The organism is Ruegeria sp. E5, assembly GCF_056534105.1.
The window spans coordinates 167,621-184,397 of sequence record NZ_JBQFPA010000003.1; the positions used below are offsets into that span (position 1 = coordinate 167,621).

The 16,777-nt window shown below is 56.4% G+C and carries 18 protein-coding genes; 10 read left to right on the plus strand and 8 right to left on the minus strand.

Going from position 1 to position 16,777, the window contains the following annotated elements; all coding sequences use genetic code 11:
* Window positions 1-136: 136 nt before the first annotated feature.
* Window positions 137-637 (plus strand): Lrp/AsnC family transcriptional regulator, encoded by a 501-nt coding sequence (locus ACR0BI_RS12765; RefSeq protein WP_170392385.1) that lies wholly within the window; start codon window positions 137-139, stop codon window positions 635-637.
* Between the two features lie 118 nt (window positions 638-755).
* On the opposite strand, the gene ACR0BI_RS12770 is transcribed toward ACR0BI_RS12765, so the two are convergent.
* The 4 genes from ACR0BI_RS12770 to lgt form a co-directional block, all read right to left on the minus strand.
* Window positions 756-1,538: a Hint domain-containing protein gene (locus tag ACR0BI_RS12770; protein ID WP_170392383.1), complete on the minus strand. Its 783-nt coding sequence runs from the start codon at window positions 1,536-1,538 to the stop codon at window positions 756-758.
* Between the two features lie 723 nt (window positions 1,539-2,261).
* A complete protein-coding gene (gene pgeF, locus ACR0BI_RS12775) occupies window positions 2,262-3,020 on the minus strand; it encodes a peptidoglycan editing factor PgeF (protein WP_480562431.1) in 759 nt (252 codons plus the stop codon).
* A complete protein-coding gene (locus tag ACR0BI_RS12780) occupies window positions 3,017-4,084 on the minus strand; it encodes an SAM-dependent methyltransferase (protein WP_170512487.1) in 1,068 nt (355 codons plus the stop codon). Before ACR0BI_RS12780 ends, pgeF begins: the two co-directional genes overlap by 4 nt.
* Complete coding sequence (gene lgt, locus ACR0BI_RS12785) at window positions 4,081-4,968, minus strand: prolipoprotein diacylglyceryl transferase (RefSeq protein ID WP_170512485.1); 888 nt, start codon at window positions 4,966-4,968, stop codon at window positions 4,081-4,083. Before lgt ends, ACR0BI_RS12780 begins: the two co-directional genes overlap by 4 nt.
* A 97-nt stretch (window positions 4,969-5,065) precedes the next feature.
* On the opposite strand from lgt, the gene ACR0BI_RS12790 reads away from it, so the two are divergent.
* The 5 genes from ACR0BI_RS12790 to ACR0BI_RS12810 all read left to right on the plus strand — a co-directional run bounded on the left by ACR0BI_RS12790 (window position 5,066) and on the right by ACR0BI_RS12810 (window position 8,259).
* On the plus strand, window positions 5,066-5,314 hold the full coding sequence (locus ACR0BI_RS12790) for an accessory factor UbiK family protein (protein ID WP_170512483.1): 249 nt from the start codon (window positions 5,066-5,068) through the stop codon (window positions 5,312-5,314).
* A gap of 314 nt (window positions 5,315-5,628) precedes the next feature.
* Window positions 5,629-6,129, plus strand: a complete 501-nt coding sequence (locus ACR0BI_RS12795) for a type III secretion system chaperone family protein (RefSeq protein ID WP_010441802.1) — start codon at window positions 5,629-5,631, stop codon at window positions 6,127-6,129.
* Window positions 6,130-6,162: 33 nt separating this feature from the next.
* The gene (proC, locus tag ACR0BI_RS12800; protein WP_480562430.1) at window positions 6,163-6,978 is read left to right on the plus strand and encodes a pyrroline-5-carboxylate reductase; all 816 of its coding nucleotides are present in this window, start codon (window positions 6,163-6,165) and stop codon (window positions 6,976-6,978) included.
* Window positions 6,971-7,309, plus strand: coding sequence for a tRNA-binding protein (locus tag ACR0BI_RS12805; RefSeq protein ID WP_170661813.1), 339 nt, complete (start codon window positions 6,971-6,973; stop codon window positions 7,307-7,309). The genes proC and ACR0BI_RS12805 overlap by 8 nt, the downstream gene beginning before the upstream one ends.
* Window positions 7,309-8,259, plus strand: coding sequence for a 2-hydroxyacid dehydrogenase (locus ACR0BI_RS12810; RefSeq protein WP_480562429.1), 951 nt, complete (start codon window positions 7,309-7,311; stop codon window positions 8,257-8,259). The genes ACR0BI_RS12805 and ACR0BI_RS12810 overlap by 1 nt, the downstream gene beginning before the upstream one ends.
* Here the strand turns inward: ACR0BI_RS12810 and ACR0BI_RS12815 are convergent.
* Window positions 8,256-8,834 (minus strand): thymidine kinase, encoded by a 579-nt coding sequence (locus tag ACR0BI_RS12815; protein ID WP_480562428.1) that lies wholly within the window; start codon window positions 8,832-8,834, stop codon window positions 8,256-8,258. The two genes, ACR0BI_RS12810 and ACR0BI_RS12815, sit on opposite strands and share 4 nt — an antisense overlap.
* 355 nt (window positions 8,835-9,189) lie before the next feature.
* On the opposite strand from ACR0BI_RS12815, the gene ACR0BI_RS12820 reads away from it, so the two are divergent.
* Window positions 9,190-9,651, plus strand: a complete 462-nt coding sequence (locus ACR0BI_RS12820) for a hypothetical protein (RefSeq protein ID WP_170392365.1) — start codon at window positions 9,190-9,192, stop codon at window positions 9,649-9,651.
* 121 nt (window positions 9,652-9,772) lie between these two features.
* Here ACR0BI_RS12820 and ACR0BI_RS12825 read toward each other — a convergent pair whose 3' ends face one another.
* Both ACR0BI_RS12825 and ACR0BI_RS12830 read right to left on the minus strand, forming a co-directional pair.
* On the minus strand, window positions 9,773-10,339 hold the full coding sequence (locus ACR0BI_RS12825) for a hypothetical protein (RefSeq protein WP_480562427.1): 567 nt from the start codon (window positions 10,337-10,339) through the stop codon (window positions 9,773-9,775).
* A 157-nt stretch (window positions 10,340-10,496) separates the two neighbouring features.
* Window positions 10,497-11,621 carry a beta-ketoacyl-ACP synthase III gene (locus ACR0BI_RS12830; RefSeq protein WP_480562426.1) on the minus strand — a complete coding sequence of 375 codons (1,125 nt, stop codon included), beginning with the start codon at window positions 11,619-11,621 and terminating at the stop codon, window positions 10,497-10,499.
* A gap of 154 nt (window positions 11,622-11,775) precedes the next feature.
* Here ACR0BI_RS12830 and ACR0BI_RS12835 point away from each other — a divergent pair, with 154 nt between their 5' ends.
* The 3 genes from ACR0BI_RS12835 to ACR0BI_RS12845 are packed head-to-tail and all read left to right on the plus strand — an operon-like array spanning window position 11,776 to window position 16,329.
* Complete coding sequence (locus tag ACR0BI_RS12835; protein WP_170564090.1) at window positions 11,776-12,243, plus strand: MarR family transcriptional regulator; 468 nt, start codon at window positions 11,776-11,778, stop codon at window positions 12,241-12,243.
* Window positions 12,240-13,277: an efflux RND transporter periplasmic adaptor subunit gene (locus ACR0BI_RS12840; protein WP_480562425.1), complete on the plus strand. Its 1,038-nt coding sequence runs from the start codon at window positions 12,240-12,242 to the stop codon at window positions 13,275-13,277. The genes ACR0BI_RS12835 and ACR0BI_RS12840 overlap by 4 nt, the downstream gene beginning before the upstream one ends.
* Window positions 13,278-13,287: 10 nt before the next feature.
* Window positions 13,288-16,329, plus strand: a complete 3,042-nt coding sequence (locus tag ACR0BI_RS12845) for an efflux RND transporter permease subunit (RefSeq protein WP_170594597.1) — start codon at window positions 13,288-13,290, stop codon at window positions 16,327-16,329.
* Here ACR0BI_RS12845 and ACR0BI_RS12850 read toward each other — a convergent pair whose 3' ends face one another.
* A complete protein-coding gene (locus tag ACR0BI_RS12850; protein WP_480562424.1) occupies window positions 16,330-16,740 on the minus strand; it encodes a VOC family protein in 411 nt (136 codons plus the stop codon).
* Window positions 16,741-16,777: the final 37 nt, after the last annotated feature.

Sequence of the window (16,777 nt, forward strand, 5' to 3'; positions counted from 1 at the left end):
GCAGGTCCGTGATGTGCCTAATGATTGGCTTTGCGGCCAATTATGTATCTGAAATAACGAAAATTGCGTGGCTGTGAAATATTATTGCGCCTCCCGGGGCTGCTGATATAACAACTGAAAAACTCAGGAGCATTCGATGGTCACGACCCGGTTGGATGAAATCGACCGCAAAATTCTTGCGGAACTGCAGGCCGATGGCCGTATGACCAATGTTGAGCTTGCCAAGCGCGTAGGAATATCCGCTCCTCCTTGCCTGCGACGGGTGCGGACGCTGGAAGATTCGGGGTACATTCGCGGCTATCATGCCGAGGTGAACGCCCGCGAGCTTGGGTTCGAAGTGCAGGTCTTTGCCATGGTCGGACTTGAAAGTCAGGCTGAATCCGAACTCAGCGCTTTTGAAGACCGGTGTCGGGAATGGCCATTGGTTCGCGAATGCCACATGCTGAATGGCGAGGTTGATTTCATCCTGAAATGCGTCGCACCGGATCTCAGCAGTTTTCAGCAATTTCTGACAGGCGAGTTGCTGACCACGCCAAACGTGGCCAGCGTCAAGACTTCGCTTGTTATCCGAGGCGCAAAAGACGAGCCAGGCGTACCATTTGACGTACTGGAAGACCGGATGAACCGGACGGCCTGAACCTACCTCTTGTTTGATCCACAGGACAGGGTGGCAGCATCGCTGCCAGTGCAAGGGTTAAAACCCAACTCAGTAAAATCTGCATAATGCCCCACGCTTGCAGTAATAGTTAACCAGTTCACGCTGTCATAGCGTCAATTTCACCATCTCCGGCTCTTGGCAAGAGCAACGGCCCAAAATCATTCAACGATTCGATATGTGAGAATAGATTCAAATAGATCGAACGCAAAGAGTGACTGATCATTCGGACTGCGTTGATGCCCGGATGATAGGTCTCGAATTGCAGGCCATCGACCCGAATCACGGAATGCCGGGCGACACAGATATGAAACAGCTCGACCGGAGTCGGTGGCAGCGTTTCAATGATACCCATTCCATCCTGAAACTCACTGACGGGTGTCAGCATGGGCTGCCCGCCGTTCAAATGACGCATGTGCGTAGGCGTACCCAGCAGACGTGCGGCGGGGCCCGTGATGACGCCCGACATCGGTTTTTGCATCCCGAACGTGTCGGCCATGATCCGCGTCAGTGGCCGGGTTCGCCCGCGCGTATCCTCGCGTCCGGGAATCAGTGTGACAGACCCTTTCCAAAGCACGGTTTCCGATGATCCATCCTGAGTGAGGACGTCATCACCCGGCAGCAGATCTTCGATCGCCATCTGGCCTTGCGGCGTCTCGACCAACGATCCGCGTGTGAACGCGCAGAACGCATCTTCAAACATCGGCAAGGCTGGTGCGATATGGCGCGTCTGTGAAATATCCCCGTTTTTCAACAGACTGCACACTTCATAACGTCGAAGCTGTGCTTTTTGCTTTGTCGCGGGACGAGGTGCATCGCGCAATAGCGCTGACGTCTCGACCGCGTTTCTGGCAGCGCGGGCCAGAGAATTTGGAATAGTCATGGTATTCCGTCCCCTCTAAATTCCGTCCGACGGCTTGAACCCCCGTGCAATATCGCCGGACGACCTTGTTCTTTGTCTGTAATCAGATGGGTAAACACAGGCCGGTCGCCGCGAATGCACAGCGCCGCATCAGAAAACACCAGTGTTTTGGTCAAGTTCTTGACCCCCCAGACAAACTCGTAAACCGCAGGCTGCAATTGCCTGCACACACACGCTCCGAACCCTGGTCGCAGTCCTGATTGCGACCCCACACACCGAACCGGAGCTTCATCCGGTATGCGTTTGCCCTCCGAGACCGGCAGCTGGTCTCTTGGGGTTGCTGTGTCAGCGTCGCGCCGCCAGACGGCGTGCAACTCTGACTGAGTGACTTGAAACCCGCTTCCAGGGCATTTCTGGTTCTTGATCCCTGACAGCCGCAAAAACGGCGCTGAGAAAGCGTGATTTCGATTTCATATCCATTGTCCTGCTTCGATAGGGCGGTCGCCCTGTTCCCGTTTATGAAGCCAATGTGACGCTGATTTGCGGCGCCTATAAGGCTGATCCGGGTTGAATTGAGGACAAATTGAAGGTTTCAGGTACCTCTTAGTTGCTTCCGCCCATGCCATGACGACCCCACTTGGGGTAACCGTCTGTGCATTGGCGAAAATTTGAGACGATTCTGACTCTGATAAACACAAGAAATGTGGCAGAAGCTGGGCAAAGCTGCCTTAATCTGGGCCAGATTTACAACCTGATAGCGGAAATCAATCTGCCGTAGTCGGCCTCTTTGGCATGGGTCGAGCGCCGGTAGGAATAAAACCTGTCGGGGTCGGAATAGGTGCAGTGACGGACCCACTCGGCCTGGCCGATACCAGCTTCGCGCAGACGATGCAGGCCAAAGGCGGGCAGGTCGAAATGCATCCGGTCACCTTTGCCATTTGCAAAAAAACGCGCGTTCTCAGGCGTGTCAGCAAGGAAGTCGTCCAGAAACTCTGAGCCGACCTCGTAAGCGCGTTGTGAAATCGTGGGGCCGATTACGGCAACTGTGTTATCCCGGCTGGCTCCCAGCGCTTCCATCGCGTCGAGTGTTGATTCCAGCACACCGTCCAACGCGCCGCGCCAACCGGCATGTGCGGCCCCGATCACATTTGCGCCAGGATCGGCGAACAGCACTGGCTGACAATCAGCGGTTAAGATTGTAAGCGCCAAACCCGGCGTTGATGTGACAACCGCGTCAGCTTTGGGTTTGTCACCCGTCATCGGACCATCGACTGCAATCACGGTCGGCGAATGCACTTGATGCACACCGATCATCGCCTCAGGTGCCACTTCCATCGCGTCGGCGACGCGCCGACGGTTCAAAGCTACGGCCTCAGTCAAATCTGTCGACCCGGTTCCGCAGTTGAGTCCTTCGAAGATACCAGAAGATGCGCCACCGCGGCGGCTGAAGAACCCGTGTCGTACGGGGGACAGCATGTCTGAGGTAATGATTTCCAGTGTCATGGTTCCAGTCCCGGTGGCGGCGTGGCGTTTGGCGGATAAAGGCCCAGTACTTTGAACAGGTTTCCCATTTCGTCGGGGTGCGTCAACCGTCGATGTGCAGAGACGAGCGCCTCAAGCTGTGACCCGCTGAGAGGGGCGGCAAGCGATTGCGCGCGCGCAGTGATCCCGAGCCGTTCAAGAAACACCCCCTGCGGGGTCAGTTTTGTATATGCGCAGCCCGAAGCATGAGACGCCTTCGCCAAGACCTCAAAGTCGACATGTGTGGTCAGATCCGCCTGACCGGGCTGATCCAGGGGATCGACACGTTCATGCGCTTGCAACGCCTGCAAAGTGTCGCCAAGCGAGCGCCAGTCACCATAATCGATGATCAGCGCGGCTCCGCCGTTACGAGCGATCTGCCCGGCAACAGAGTACATAATGGAACTGGCAGCAGCGCACAGTTCTACCAGATCTCCGTCCTGCGTATCCTCGACACGTCCGCTGAGCGCAGCTTGTGCCGATTGCGCACCAAGACCGAACGCAAGCGATGCACCATTTTTGCCAACTAACCTCTCGCGCCAACCTTCGCCTTCGCGCAGGAACTGGCGGATGGGCAGGGCATCAAAGAACTCGTTTGCCACCAGAAACAGAGGAAGGTCTTCAAGATCAGAAATTGCCTCGATCCACTGAAGTTCATACCCTTGCAGTGCCTTGGCTTGTACGTCGCGCAAAACAGGTGAAGCTTCGAGTAACGCGATCTCGGCCGCTTTGTGAAAGCCAGGAACACTTTGAGTGGCGCGCAGGATGTCTGCCATCAGGGTGCCACGACCAGGGCCAAGCTCGGCCAGAACAAACTTTTCGGGTTTGCCTTGTACCAGCCAGCATTGCGCCAGACACAGTCCTATTAGCTCTCCGAACATCTGACTGATTTCAGGCGCTGTAATGAAATCGCCCTGAGCGCCCAGCGGATCGCGGGTTATGTAGTATCCATGTTCCGGATGCATCAGACACTCGGTCATGTAGTCAGCGATGGTCATAGGGCCATCATTCTGGATGCGCAGGAGCAGACGATCCTTCAGGTTCATGATCTGCGTTGTGCCCGAAATGCGAACCAAAGGCCAAGTGCAATCATTGGTAGCGACAAGAGTTGCCCCATCGTCAATCCATATCCGCCAACATGCCACGCCAGCCCTAGCGGATTACCGGGCGATACAAATTGCGCATCGGGTTGACGGAAGAATTCGACAAAAAACCGCGATGCGCCGTAGCCAGCCAGAAATACGCCCATAACCAGACCTGGTTTTTGAAACGCGCCGCGCCGGTAGGCCAGCCATATCAGAATCGCCCCGAGGATCAGACCCTCGAGTGCTGCCTCATACAGTTGCGACGGGTGGCGGGCGCACATCCCCGCAACAACGCCGGGACAATCCTGGGCCGCAGTTCCGGGAAAGATCACCGCCCATGGCAATTCACTGGGTCGACCCCAAAGCTCGGCATTAGTGAAATTCGCCAATCGTCCCAGCAACAACCCGGGCGGCACTGTGTAGGCAACCAGATCTCCCAGCGAAAGAATCGGTATAGCGTGGCGCCTGCCGAACAGATAAGTGGCGATCACCACGCCCAACAGGCCGCCATGGAAGGCCATGCCACCCTGCCAAACCATCAGAATTTCCAGTGGATACGCAAAATAATATGCGGGTTGATAGAAAAGGACGAACCCCAATCGACCACCAAGAATTACACCCAGTATGATCCAGGTGACCAAATCCTCAAGCTGATCGGGTTGCATCGGTGGTGTGTCATCAGCCCAAAGCATAGGCCGCCTGAGCGCCATCAGCGCCATGCGCCAAGCAATCAGGATGCCGACGATATAGGCCAGCGCGTACCACCTGAGAGCAAACTCCATCCCGAACAGAGAGATCGAGAAAATTTCGGGTGACAGATCGGGGAAATTCAAAACAGCCTGCATGTGCGTCTCATTGCCCGGGGTTTGCGTGGCAAGTCAACCTTGAGCCCGGGCAAATCTTTACCCATATAGAGAGCAATCGCGAAATCGGAGAAAGCCCATGCAAACCCGTAACAAGATTCTGGACGATATGTCTCAACTGATGACCAATGCCATGGGTGTGGCGCAGGGGGCACGAGAAGAGGCCGAAAATGCGATGAAATCAATGATGGATCGCTGGCTGGCCGACCGGGATTTCGTAACCCGTGAAGAATTTGATGCTGTGCGTGCCATGGCGCAGAAAGCGCGCGAAGAGAACGGTGCACTTGAACAGCGAATTGCCGCGCTCGAGGCGAAGCTGGACAAATAACGTACGCAGGAATTTAAGATTTTGGGTAAAAGCATCCGCCGCGCAATCCGAACTTGGATTGTGCGGTGTTGTGCATTTTGCCGCTCTGCAGAAATTTATCAAGACAAAGCTGCATCCAATGCCAATATTTTGATCGGCGTTGCCAACTGTCCACAACTTATTGCTGTTATCCCCAATAAATAGGGTTGCCAGACCTGTGCTCACATCGCACCATATTTAGTACAGGCAGACTGGGGAAGCCCGGCTTGTAGAGCAGGCAACTAGCGCTGGGGCGCTGCCAGCCCCAAAATGCTAGAGATTAGTGAGGTGGCATTATGGCCCTTTCCGAGCAGTATCTCGAAGAAGACCTTCATCCGATCGACATTGTTGAACATCTTGCAGAACATCACGACTGGGATTTTGACCGGATCGGGGATGATCAGATTGCCATGGCTGTCGAAGGACAGTGGCGCACATATTCGATAACTTTGGCCTGGTCGAATTACGATGAAACGCTCCGCATGGTGTGTTCCTTTGAGATGGAGCCTCCGGCCGAGCGCGAAACCGAGCTTTATGAGCTACTGAACAAGATGAATGATCAGTGTTGGGCCGGGGCGTTTACCTACTGGGCCAATCAGAAATTGATGGTCTATCGCTATGGCTTGGTGCTGGCCGGTGGTCAGACGGCCAGCCCGGAACAGATCGATACCATGATCACCGCGGCGGTACTGAGCGCCGAGCGCTATTACCCCGCGATCCAACTGGTGACCTGGGGAAACCGAGACCCCGAAGAAGCGATGCAGGTCGCCATTGCAGAGGCCTACGGCCGCGCGTAAAGCTTTGCCCCGAACCATAGGGGAGGGGCAATCATGGATATCTCGCGCGTCGCCGAACAGGGGTTGGTGCTTCTGGGATGCGGCAAGATGGGTTCAGCAATGCTTGCGGGTTGGTTGGAACATGGCCTGCCCGCAGCATCTGTTTGGGTGATTGATCCTTACCCCTCGGATTGGCTGAAGGCGCAGGGTGTCAACATCAATACGCCTTTGCCCGAGTCTCCTGCGGTAGTTCTGGTCGCTGTCAAACCTCAGATGATGGGTGATGCATTGCCCGCCATTCAGGCGCTGGGCGGTGGTGATAGTCTGTTCATTTCGGTCGCGGCAGGTACCTCACTGGCCACCTTCGAAAACGTCCTCGGCGCGAACACACCGATCATCCGTGCGATGCCAAATACGCCTGCGGCGGTTCGGCAGGGGATCACGGCGCTGATTGGGAATGCCAACACCTCGAACGCGGATATCCTACTGGCTGAAGACCTGCTTTCGGCCATTGGTGAGACGGTTCGATTGGATGATGAGACGCAGATGGATGCCGTCACCGGGGTCAGCGGTTCGGGCCCGGCCTATGTATTCCACCTGATCGAAACACTGGCGCAAGCTGGCGAAGCGCATGGTCTGCCACCTGAACTGGCGATGAAGTTGGCCAAATCAACCGTCGCCGGGGCAGGGGCGTTGGCGATGGCCGCTGACGAACACCCCTCGCAATTGCGAGTTAACGTCACGTCTCCCAACGGCACCACTCAGGCCGCACTGGAGGTGTTGATGCATGAAGAAGAGGGTTTCCCAGACCTGCTACATCGTGCCGTCAAAGCTGCAACCGACCGATCCAAGGAGCTGTCTCGTGAGTGAGATTTCATTCGACGAATTTCTCAAAGTCGACATTCGTGTAGGTGAGGTGATACGCGCCGAGCCGTACCCGGAGGCCCGCAAGCCCGCGATCAAGCTGTGGGTCGATTTTGGCGGTGAGATCGGTGAGCGCAAAACTTCAGCCCAGATCACCGCGCACTACGATCCGGCGACGCTGGTGGGCAAGCAGGTGATGGCCGTGGTCAACTTTCCCCCGCGCCAAATCGGTAAATTCATGTCCGAGGTTTTGGTGTTGGGTCTTCCTGACGAAAACGGTGAGATCGTGTTGATAGGCCCCGATGGCGCTGTGCCCATCGGTGGAAGGATGCATTGATGAAACTGCTGATTGCCCGACCGATGACTTCGGCTGTCCAAGTGCGCGCCCGTGCCGAATTCGATGTGGAATTCCGCAGTGAAACCACGCCTATGACGCATGAAGAAATGTTGCGGGCGCTGACTGAATTTGACGTCGTGGTCCCGACGTTGGGCGATCAGTTCGTGGCAGAGATCTTTGCTCAGGTGCCAGAGCCTCGCTGTAAACTGCTGGCAAATTTCGGCGTTGGTTACAATCATATCGACGTGGACGCCGCACATGCTGCCGGAGTCGCGGTTACCAACACGCCGGGTGCCGTCACCGATGCCACCGCCGATATTGCCATGACACTTTTGCTCACGACGGCCCGCCGTTCAGGTGAGGGGGAAAGGTTGGTCAGGTCAGGCCAGTGGCAGGGGTGGCATCCCACACAGATGCTGGGCCAACATGTGACCAGCAAAAAGGTGGGCATCATCGGAATGGGCCGCATAGGTCAGGCCATTGCCCGGAGGTGTCATTTCGGATTCGACATGACCGTTGCCTATCAATCACGCAGTCCAAAACAGCTGGACTTCCAAGCAGAGTACATCCCTGAACTCAATGCATTGGCTGCGGCAGTGGATTTTCTTGTCATAGCCGTCCCCGGAGGAGCTGAAACACGACACTTGGTCAACGCGCAGATTTTGGCCTCGATGAAGCCCTCGGGCATTGTGATAAACATTGCGCGCGGTGAAGTTGTGGATGAAGCCGCCTTAATCCAAGCGCTTCATGCGGGTCAGATTGCTGGCGCTGGGCTGGATGTCTACGAGTTCGAGCCCAAGGTGCCGCAGGCCTTGTGTGACATGGAAAATGTGACTCTGCTGCCCCACCTCGGCACCGCGACCGAAGAGGTACGCACCGATATGGGTCACATGGCGTTGGACAATGTCGCGGCGTTCGTGGCCGGGCGAACGTTACCCAACCCGGTTTAGGAACCCACCGCCTCGCGCCAGTGTTTGCGGCAGAGCGAGACATAAGTCTCGTTCCCGCCAATCTGGACCTGCGCCCCTTCGGTGATGGTGTTTCCGTTTTCATCCTGACGAATCACCATCGTCGCCTTGCGCCCGCATTCGCAGATGGTGCGTACTTCGCGCATCTCATCGGCCAGAGCCAACAATGCTGCCGACCCGGGGAATAGTTTACCCTGAAAATCCACCCGCAACCCGTAGGTCAACACTGGGACCTTCAGATCATCTACGGCGCGCGCAAGTTGCCAGACCTGCTCTTCCGAAAGAAACTGGGCTTCATCAATGAATACGCAGGCGATGCCCCCTTGCGTAAGGCGGTTTTCGATCATGGCAAACACATTGTCGTCGGGACGAAACCTGTCCGCTCGTTCCGAGATTCCGATTCTTGATGCGATCCGCCCCTCACCGGCGCGTCCGTCAATGGCGGCTGTTATCAGGTAGGTATCCATGCCGCGTTCGCGATAGTTATGCGAGGCCTGTAGCAACACGGTCGATTTGCCCGCGTTCATAGTCGAATAGTTGAAATAGAGCTTTGCCATGCCGTGGGTCTAATTCGCATGTGCTGCCTGGGCAAGACGTCTCATGGGGGTAAATCGACGCCACCATCGCTACAGCTGAGGTTGAGCAAATGCTCTTGGGGATGGATTACCTCGCCTTCGCGACAGCGGCGTCGTCGGCCTACAAGTGGCCTATACAATGCAAGGCTAAAATCCTGCCCCGCATACACTCTTTACCGGCTCGAACGGCCGCCACTCACTCACAAAATCCCTGCATATCTGAGGGATAGTCAATTATTGCCATTTCAATTATGAATCGAATATGGGAAATTTCCCTACCCTTTCCCCCAGCATGGACAGGCAGAGGGGGCAGGGCGCAGGTAACAAGGGTAGCAAAATGGCAGATATCGGGGCCTATCTGAAAAAGCATACCGAAGCATTGGTTAAGGATGTCGGAATCGAAGCAGCGTGCGAGATCACCGGGAAATCCAAAGCCACGCTTGGCAGGTACTATTCAGACAACGCAGAACATTCTGACCGGTTCATGCCGGTGGATGCTGTTGCCCGGTTGGAAAACGCGGCTGCCTATCCGCACGTGACTGCGGCATTGGCGGATTTGAAGAATATCACGCTTTCTTACGATGGACGAAACTCGGACAGCCCACGTACGGGCGGGGTAAATTCCGATGTCATTGCGCTGAGCCAGCGGTTTGCCATGCTGATGACGGAATATCAGTCGGCGATAGAAGATGGCATCATCACGGTGAACGAGGCGAAGCGACTGTTGAAAGAAACCAGTATGCTGCAGCAGGTGCTGATTGAGATGAAGCTGCATCTGGAAGAGGAAAGCGTTAGCTGAATGTCCCGCACAGGGCAAATGGGAGAGCGCTATCTCGGTAAGTCGTCCCCATTCGTGACCAATAATGGGACCTGAGCCACTCGCGAGGCACAGATCCTTTCATTTCTGTCTTGGTTTCGGGCTACTTTTTACCCTTTCCCCCGCCTTTTCCGGGCTTGTCACCCCCGTGGTGACCACCTTTGCCACCGCCTTTACCGGGTTTGTCACCTCCGCCGTGGCCACCTTTGCCTCCACCGTCGCCTGGACTGTTTCCGCCATCACCCGGATCACTACTGCCGCCAGAGTTTCCTCCGCTGTTGCCTGGGCTACCTCCACTGTTGTCCGAACTTCCGCTTCCGTTTGCGTCACCCGAGTTGGAGGATGGATCGCTGCTGCGATCTTCCCCGGCATTCGTGTTAGAGATCGATGCTGTGGGCAGATCGCTCAATAGCTGGGTCAGCCCGGGACATTGCGCCGAAGTGTTCTGCAGAATCGAAGCAAAATCAGATCGTGTTTGCAGATGTGATACAAATCCTCGCGTTACCTGCGAACAGCCGCAGAGCGTGTCAAAATCGCCTTCATTGGCGGCAACACGCGCGGTGTTGACTGTACAGGTTTGCGGTTCTGCGATTGCCGCGCCGGTCGCCATGACCCCAATGAAAGGTGCAGCAACCAGCGCGGCCAGTCCAAAGCGAATATTATTTCCCATAACAGCGGGCTCCCATAACTACATCACTCGGATGCACAGGGCATCCGGGTTTCGATGTGTCGGTCAGAGATGAAGGAGCGGTTGAGCCCGTCTGAATAATTCTTGAGAAAGCGGTTTGGTCTTGCAGCGATTCCAGCAGCGCAGTTAAGGCGCGCGCTTATTGATGCCGTTTGACGATCACAGATCCCACCGAATACCCGGCCCCGAACGAGCAAATCAGGCCCACATCGCCCGCATCCAGATCATCGGAATGCTTTGAGAAGGCGATAATCGACCCGGCGGATGAGGTATTGGCGTAGTCTTGCAGAATGTTGGGTTGCTCACCCGGTTCTGGCTCACGCCCCAGAACCTTCTTACCGATGAAGTCGTTCATCGTCTTGTTGGCCTGATGCAGCCAGAGGCGTTTTAGATCATCACTACTGATGCCCTCTGCCTCCATATGGTCACTGATATGTTTGCTGACCATGGGCAGGACCTCTTTGAACACCTTGCGACCATTCTGCGTGAACTGCATGTCGCGGCGATCCACCAGACCATCGGGGCGCGATCGGCGGAGGAAGCCGTTATTGTTGCGGATATTGTTGGAAAACGCAGTTGCGCACCGAGTCGATACTATCTCGAAATGTGGGCCTCGGGCGTCTTCGATCCGCTCGATCAGAGTAGCGGTCGCGACATCGCCAAATATGAAATGGCAATCCCGGTCGCGCCACTCGAGATGACCCGAGCAGATCTCGGGGTTGACGACCAGCGCCGCCCGGACCGAGCCCGAGCGCACCATATCCGCCGCCGCCTGAATGCCGAATGTGGCCGAGGAACAGGCCACGTTCATGTCAAACCCGAATCCGCTGATCCCCAGTGCCTGCTGAATCTCGATCGCAATTGCAGGATAAGCACGTTCATGGTTCGAAGCGGCGCAGATCACCAAATCGACATCCTCGGCGCTGCGCCCCGCTTGTGCTAGCGCCTTAAGGCACGCATCCACCGCCATCTCGGTCATGATCCCAGGCTCGTCGTCGCTACGCTGGCGCAGCGCGGGATGCATGATCTCGGGGTTCAAAACACCGGTCTTGTCCATCACATACCGGTTTTCGATGCCTGATGCCTTCAGGATGAACTCTTCCGAGGAATACTGCATCGGTTCTATGTCGCCCGCTGCAATCGCATCCGCGTTTTCGACGTTCATCCGGTCGGCATAGGCATTGAACGCTTCCACCAGTTCAGCGTTGGTGATGATGTTTTCTGGTGTATAGACACCGGTCCCGGTGATGGCAGGAGTGTACATGGCTGGCCCTGAGTTCATGATCTGCACAAAATGCAGTCCCCATTAGTATTGATCAAGATGTGTTGACCCAAGGGAATGCATCGCCCCTCGCTTCATAACTTGAATAGTTCAAAATTCGAAGTATATTTCGCCGCGACTCGCTCGGAAAAGATTCATGTCAGACGATATCAGCATGCGGTTAGGACGCCTCAGCCCTGAGATTCAGGCGATGATGGGGGTCTACGCGCTTTATTGGAAACTGGAAGAGAGCTTTGACAGCATCGAAACAGACCTGAGCCATCAAGAATGCCACATGCTAATCAAGCTCGATGTGCCCAAACGTATGGGAGTGCTGGCCGCAGATATGTTGACAGTGCCGTCAACGATTACGGCGACCGCCGATGCACTTGAACTGGCGGGGCACCTGACCCGACAGCGTGATCCCGAAGACCGTCGCGCCTGGCTTTTGGTGCTGACCGAACAGGGCGAAGAGGCCCGCAATATGCTGGTGGCCGTGGCGGGTGAGCTTTTCCACAACGCATCGGGTCTGAACACCGAAGAAACCGCCGAGTTCGCACGGCTGGCTCACAAAATCCGTGACAACATTCTGAAAACCGGAATTCCCGAGGGATTGACGAAATGAAACTCCTGACCTCTGTTTGCCTCGCACTGTCCTTGTTGACTGCGCCTGCCATGGCGCAAGAGCCTGCCAAGCCTGTGAAACTGATGCAGGTAAGCGAAACCTCTCCCGGCTTTTCGCGCCAATTCTTTGGTCGGATCGCCGCTCGTCAGACCGTTGATCTGGCGTTTCAGGTCGCAGGGCAGATCGTTGAGATGCCTGTGACCGAAGGCTTTGTAATCCCAAAGGGTGAGTTGATTGCCCGCCTTGATCAGGAACCGTTCGAACTGCAGCGCGACCGGACGCGCTTGCAAAAAGATCAGGCGGATCGAACACTCGCCCGCCTGTCGCGTCTGCGTGGAACCGCAGCCAGCCAGGTTGCCGTCGATGATGCCGAAACAGCTGCGCAATTGGCTGCGATTGCTGTTCGAGATGCAGAGTATGAACTGGAGCATGCGACGCTGACCGCTCCGTTCGACGCGCTGGTTTCAAGCCGTGCAGTTGAGGCGTTTACAACTGTTTCTGCGGGTACTCCGATCGTGCGGATTCACGATATGTCTGAACTGCGTATTGAGGTGGATGTGCCCGAAATCCTATTTCAGCGGTCCGGACAGCAGGACGACATCACGATTACTGCCAAGTTCCCTGTCAGCGATGAGATCTTTCCGCTGGAAATAAGGGAATTCGATGCTGAATCCTCAAGCGTGGGCCAGACCTTTCGCATCCAGTTCGGTTTGACACCGCCCGAGGGATTGCAGATTCTTCCCGGTTCCTCCGTTACCGTCACGGTGCAGGTGCAGGATGAACGCACCGGTATCATCATCCCGCCAACGGCTGTAGTTGCTGTTGCCAGCGGCGCGCTGGGCGTTCTGGTCTTCTCGCCTGCTGGCGCCGACGAAGGCACCGTCCGCCGGGTTCCCGTGACTGTTGAACCTACGCAGAGCGGTGATGTCCGCGTGCTCACCGGCCTGATGGATGGAGACGAAATCGTCGTCGCCGGTGGGGGTGCATTGTCCGATGGTCAAACTGTCCGCCGCTTTGTCGGCTTCTCGAACTGAGGGCGGTTTCATGAGCATCGCACGCGCTTCGATCGACCGGCCTCTCTATACGTGGCTGTTCATCCTGATTGCCCTGTTCGGCGGCATTTGGGGTTTCACGTCGCTAGGTCGCCTTGAAGACCCGGCCTTCACCATCAAACAGGCGGTGATCGCCACGCAATACCCCGGTGCGACTGCCGAACAGGTGGCGCTGGAGGTTTCAGAACCGCTGGAATCTGCCATTCAGCAGATGGGCGAGGTGGATGTCATCACCTCGGTCAACCAGCCGGGACAGTCGCTGATCGAGGTTGAGATTAAATCCACCTATGACGGCAGTGAGTTGCCCGACATCTGGACCCGTCTGCGCGCCAAGGTGCGCGATGCAGCACGCGGTCTGCCTTCGGGCGTGGGTGCGCCTTATGTGAATGACGGGTTCGGGGATGTGTTCGGCCTGTTCTATGCCGTTACGGCAGAAGGGTTTTCTGACGCCGAGAAGCACGAACTGGCGACCTTCCTTCGCCGCGAATTGCTGACGGTAAGCGGTGTTGCAGATGTCGAGGTTCAGGGCTTGCCGGATGAGGCGATCTTTATTGAGCCGGACCTGTCGATCTCGGTCAATCAGAACGTTCCGCTGCAGGCGATCAACGAAGCTATCGCAAACGCGGACTCGGTCAACGCTTCGGGTTCGCTGCGATCCAATAGTGACCGCACCACGATCTTGACGGCCGAGGGCTCGGACAGCGTGTCGGCGATCGCCGGCCTGTCGGTTGGATCGCAGGGGCAGGTGATCAATCTGTTTGATATGTCAGATGTCTATCGCGGGCGGCAGAATGATCCCGATATCATGATCCGATTCAACGGCGCTGAAGCTTTCACGCTAGGTATCGCTGGGCTGGCCACTGAAAACATCGTCGAAGTCGGGCAGCGTGCAGATGCCAAACTGGCCGAACTGGATTCCGAAATCCCCTTTGGTGTCGAAATCCTGCCCATCTATCAGCAGCATGTTGTTGTCGATGAGGCCTCGAACGCCTTCCTGCTGAACCTCGCCATGTCAGTCAGCATCGTGGTCGCGGTTCTGGGCATTTTCATGGGCTGGCGCGCGGCCATCGTCGTGGGTTCCACACTGTTGCTGACCGTTGTGGGTACTTTGCTCTTCATGTCGATGTTCTCGATCGAGATGGAACGGATCTCGCTGGGCGCTCTGATCATCGCCATGGGGATGCTGGTCGACAACGCCATCGTGGTGGCCGAAGGAATGCAGATTTCGATGTTGCGGGGAAAATCCTCGCGCGATGCTGCGGAAGAGGTTGCGTCAAAAACGCAGATCCCACTTCTGGGCGCGACGGTGATCGGGATCATGGCTTTCGCCGGGATCGGGCTCAGTCCTGACGCGACCGGGGAGTTCCTGTTCTCGTTATTTGCCGTGATCGGCATTTCACTACTGCTGAGCTGGGTTCTGGCGATCACGGTGACACCTTTGCTCGGACACTATTTCTTCAAGCAGGGCAAAGAGGGTGAGGTGGATGCCTATGGCGGCATCCTGTTCCGCGTCTACGGTGCAATCCTGAACTGGGCGCTTCGGTTCCGATGGCTGGTAGTGGCCGGGTTGATCGGGGTCACAGTCGTCTGTTTTGCGGGCTTTGGACTGATGAAACAGCAATTCTTCCCAAACTCGAACACGCCGTTGTTCTTCGTGCACTACAAGCTGCCACAAGGCACGCCGATCGCCCGCACGGCGGAAGATATGGCCGTATTCGAGGGCTGGCTGGCCGAACGTGATGACGTCGTCTCGGTTGCCACATTCGTCGGGCAGGGGGCCACGCGGTTCATGTTGACCTATGCTGCCGAGAAGCCAAACCCAAGCTATGGACATATGATCATCCGCACCGAGGCTTTGGACGACATTCCTGCCTTGCAAGCCGATCTTGAGGAGTTCGGTTCAGCCCAGTTCCCCGAAGGCGAGTTCCGCACCAAACGCCTGATTTTTGGTCCCGGTGGCGGCGATCCAATCCAGGCTCGGTTCTCGGGTAGTGATCCGGTTGTTCTGCGTCAACTGGCCGAAGAAGCGGTACAGCGCATGTCAGCCGCATCTCCGAATGCGCTACATGTGCATCACGACTGGCGTGAGCAGGAATTGGCCGTGCAGCCGATCTATGCCACGGAGCGCGCCCAAACAGCAGGCGTATCGCGCGAAGACATTGCGGCTACGTTGCAGTTTTCGACCGATGGCATCACGGGCGGCGTTTTGCGCGAGCGCGACCGCCAGATCCCGATCATCTTGCGCCGTCCGGCGGATGGGGACTATTCGATCGTCGATCAGGTGGTTTACTCCGATCAGTCGGAACGTTTCGTTCCAATCGAGCAGATGGTGGATGGCTTCGACTACAAGGCGCTCAATACGTTGGTTCACCGCCGTGACCGAGTGTTGACCATCACGGTTGGAGCGGACATCCCCCCTGACATGACCGCCGCGCAGGTCCACTCCGAAGTACGCAGTGCCATTGAAGCGATGGAACTGCCGATCGGCTATCGTATGGAATGGGGGGGCGAGTTCGAGGATTCAGGCGATGCGCAGGCCAGCCTTGGGCGGCAGTTGCCGCTGAGCTTGCTGATTATGGTGTTGATTTCCGTATTGCTGTTCAATGCAATCCGGCAACCGGTCATTATCTGGCTACTGGTCCCGATGTCCGTAAATGGCGTGGTTATCGGTCTGCTTGGAACAGGCCTGCCCTTCACCTTCACAGCGCTATTGGGGCTGTTAAGTCTGTCAGGGATGCTGATCAAGAACGGCATCGTACTGGTGGAAGAAATCGATCTGGTCCGCGCTACTGGCAAAGCCCTGCGTCCTGCGATTGTTGAGGCCTCTGTCTCGCGTCTGCGCCCGGTAATGTTGGCGGCGATCACGACGATTCTGGGGATGGCACCGCTTCTGACGGATGCGTTCTTTGTGTCCATGGCAGTCACGATCATGGGCGGTCTGGCCTTTGCCACGATCCTGACCATGGTTGCCGCACCTGTCTTCTACATGTTGTTTTTCAACCGTGAAGAAAAGCGACGTCTGGCTGCTGGTTGATCAACCGCCCGCATCCTCCTTTGGATCATAATGGTAGTAAAAACAGGATAGCTTGTTGCCATCAGGATCACGCAGATAGGCCACATAGAAACCGGGCTCGTAATGAGGTCGGACGCCCGGTTTGCCTTCATCCGTGCCGCCGTTTTCCAGACCCGTGGCATGGAAATGCCGAACCTGAACGGCACTCTGAGCGGGAAAGGCGATCATCGTGCCATTGCCGGTACTGGCGGGGGCTCCATCAAAAGGTCTGCAGATCCAAAAGCCGGTCCCGCTGTCGGGATCGGCGCCCCATCCAGCCCAACCGTCGATCCATCCGGGCAGGCGTGGCTGACCAAGAACTGCGAAGATCGCATCATAAAAGCGGATAGCCCGCGGCAGGTCGTTGCTTCCGTATGTGGTGTAGAGGTCCATGAGCACTCCTTCCCCGCCCATCATGTGGGCGATGGGC

Coding starts and splice junctions, on each gene's coding strand:
- ACR0BI_RS12765 (WP_170392385.1), top strand. CDS start 137: ATGGTCACGACCCGGTTGGATGAAATCGACCGCAAAATTCTTGCGGAA.
- ACR0BI_RS12770 (WP_170392383.1), bottom strand. CDS start 1,538: ATGACTATTCCAAATTCTCTGGCCCGCGCTGCCAGAAACGCGGTCGAG.
- pgeF (WP_480562431.1), bottom strand. CDS start 3,020: ATGACACTGGAAATCATTACCTCAGACATGCTGTCCCCCGTACGACAC.
- ACR0BI_RS12780 (WP_170512487.1), bottom strand. CDS start 4,084: ATGAACCTGAAGGATCGTCTGCTCCTGCGCATCCAGAATGATGGCCCT.
- lgt (WP_170512485.1), bottom strand. CDS start 4,968: ATGCAGGCTGTTTTGAATTTCCCCGATCTGTCACCCGAAATTTTCTCG.
- ACR0BI_RS12790 (WP_170512483.1), top strand. CDS start 5,066: ATGCAAACCCGTAACAAGATTCTGGACGATATGTCTCAACTGATGACC.
- ACR0BI_RS12795 (WP_010441802.1), top strand. CDS start 5,629: ATGGCCCTTTCCGAGCAGTATCTCGAAGAAGACCTTCATCCGATCGAC.
- proC (WP_480562430.1), top strand. CDS start 6,163: ATGGATATCTCGCGCGTCGCCGAACAGGGGTTGGTGCTTCTGGGATGC.
- ACR0BI_RS12810 (WP_480562429.1), top strand. CDS start 7,309: ATGAAACTGCTGATTGCCCGACCGATGACTTCGGCTGTCCAAGTGCGC.
- ACR0BI_RS12815 (WP_480562428.1), bottom strand. CDS start 8,834: ATGGCAAAGCTCTATTTCAACTATTCGACTATGAACGCGGGCAAATCG.
- ACR0BI_RS12820 (WP_170392365.1), top strand. CDS start 9,190: ATGGCAGATATCGGGGCCTATCTGAAAAAGCATACCGAAGCATTGGTT.
- ACR0BI_RS12825 (WP_480562427.1), bottom strand. CDS start 10,339: ATGGGAAATAATATTCGCTTTGGACTGGCCGCGCTGGTTGCTGCACCT.
- ACR0BI_RS12830 (WP_480562426.1), bottom strand. CDS start 11,621: ATGTACACTCCTGCCATCACCGGGACCGGTGTCTATACACCAGAAAAC.
- ACR0BI_RS12835 (WP_170564090.1), top strand. CDS start 11,776: ATGTCAGACGATATCAGCATGCGGTTAGGACGCCTCAGCCCTGAGATT.
- ACR0BI_RS12840 (WP_480562425.1), top strand. CDS start 12,240: ATGAAACTCCTGACCTCTGTTTGCCTCGCACTGTCCTTGTTGACTGCG.
- ACR0BI_RS12845 (WP_170594597.1), top strand. CDS start 13,288: ATGAGCATCGCACGCGCTTCGATCGACCGGCCTCTCTATACGTGGCTG.
- ACR0BI_RS12850 (WP_480562424.1), bottom strand. CDS start 16,740: ATGGACCTCTACACCACATACGGAAGCAACGACCTGCCGCGGGCTATC.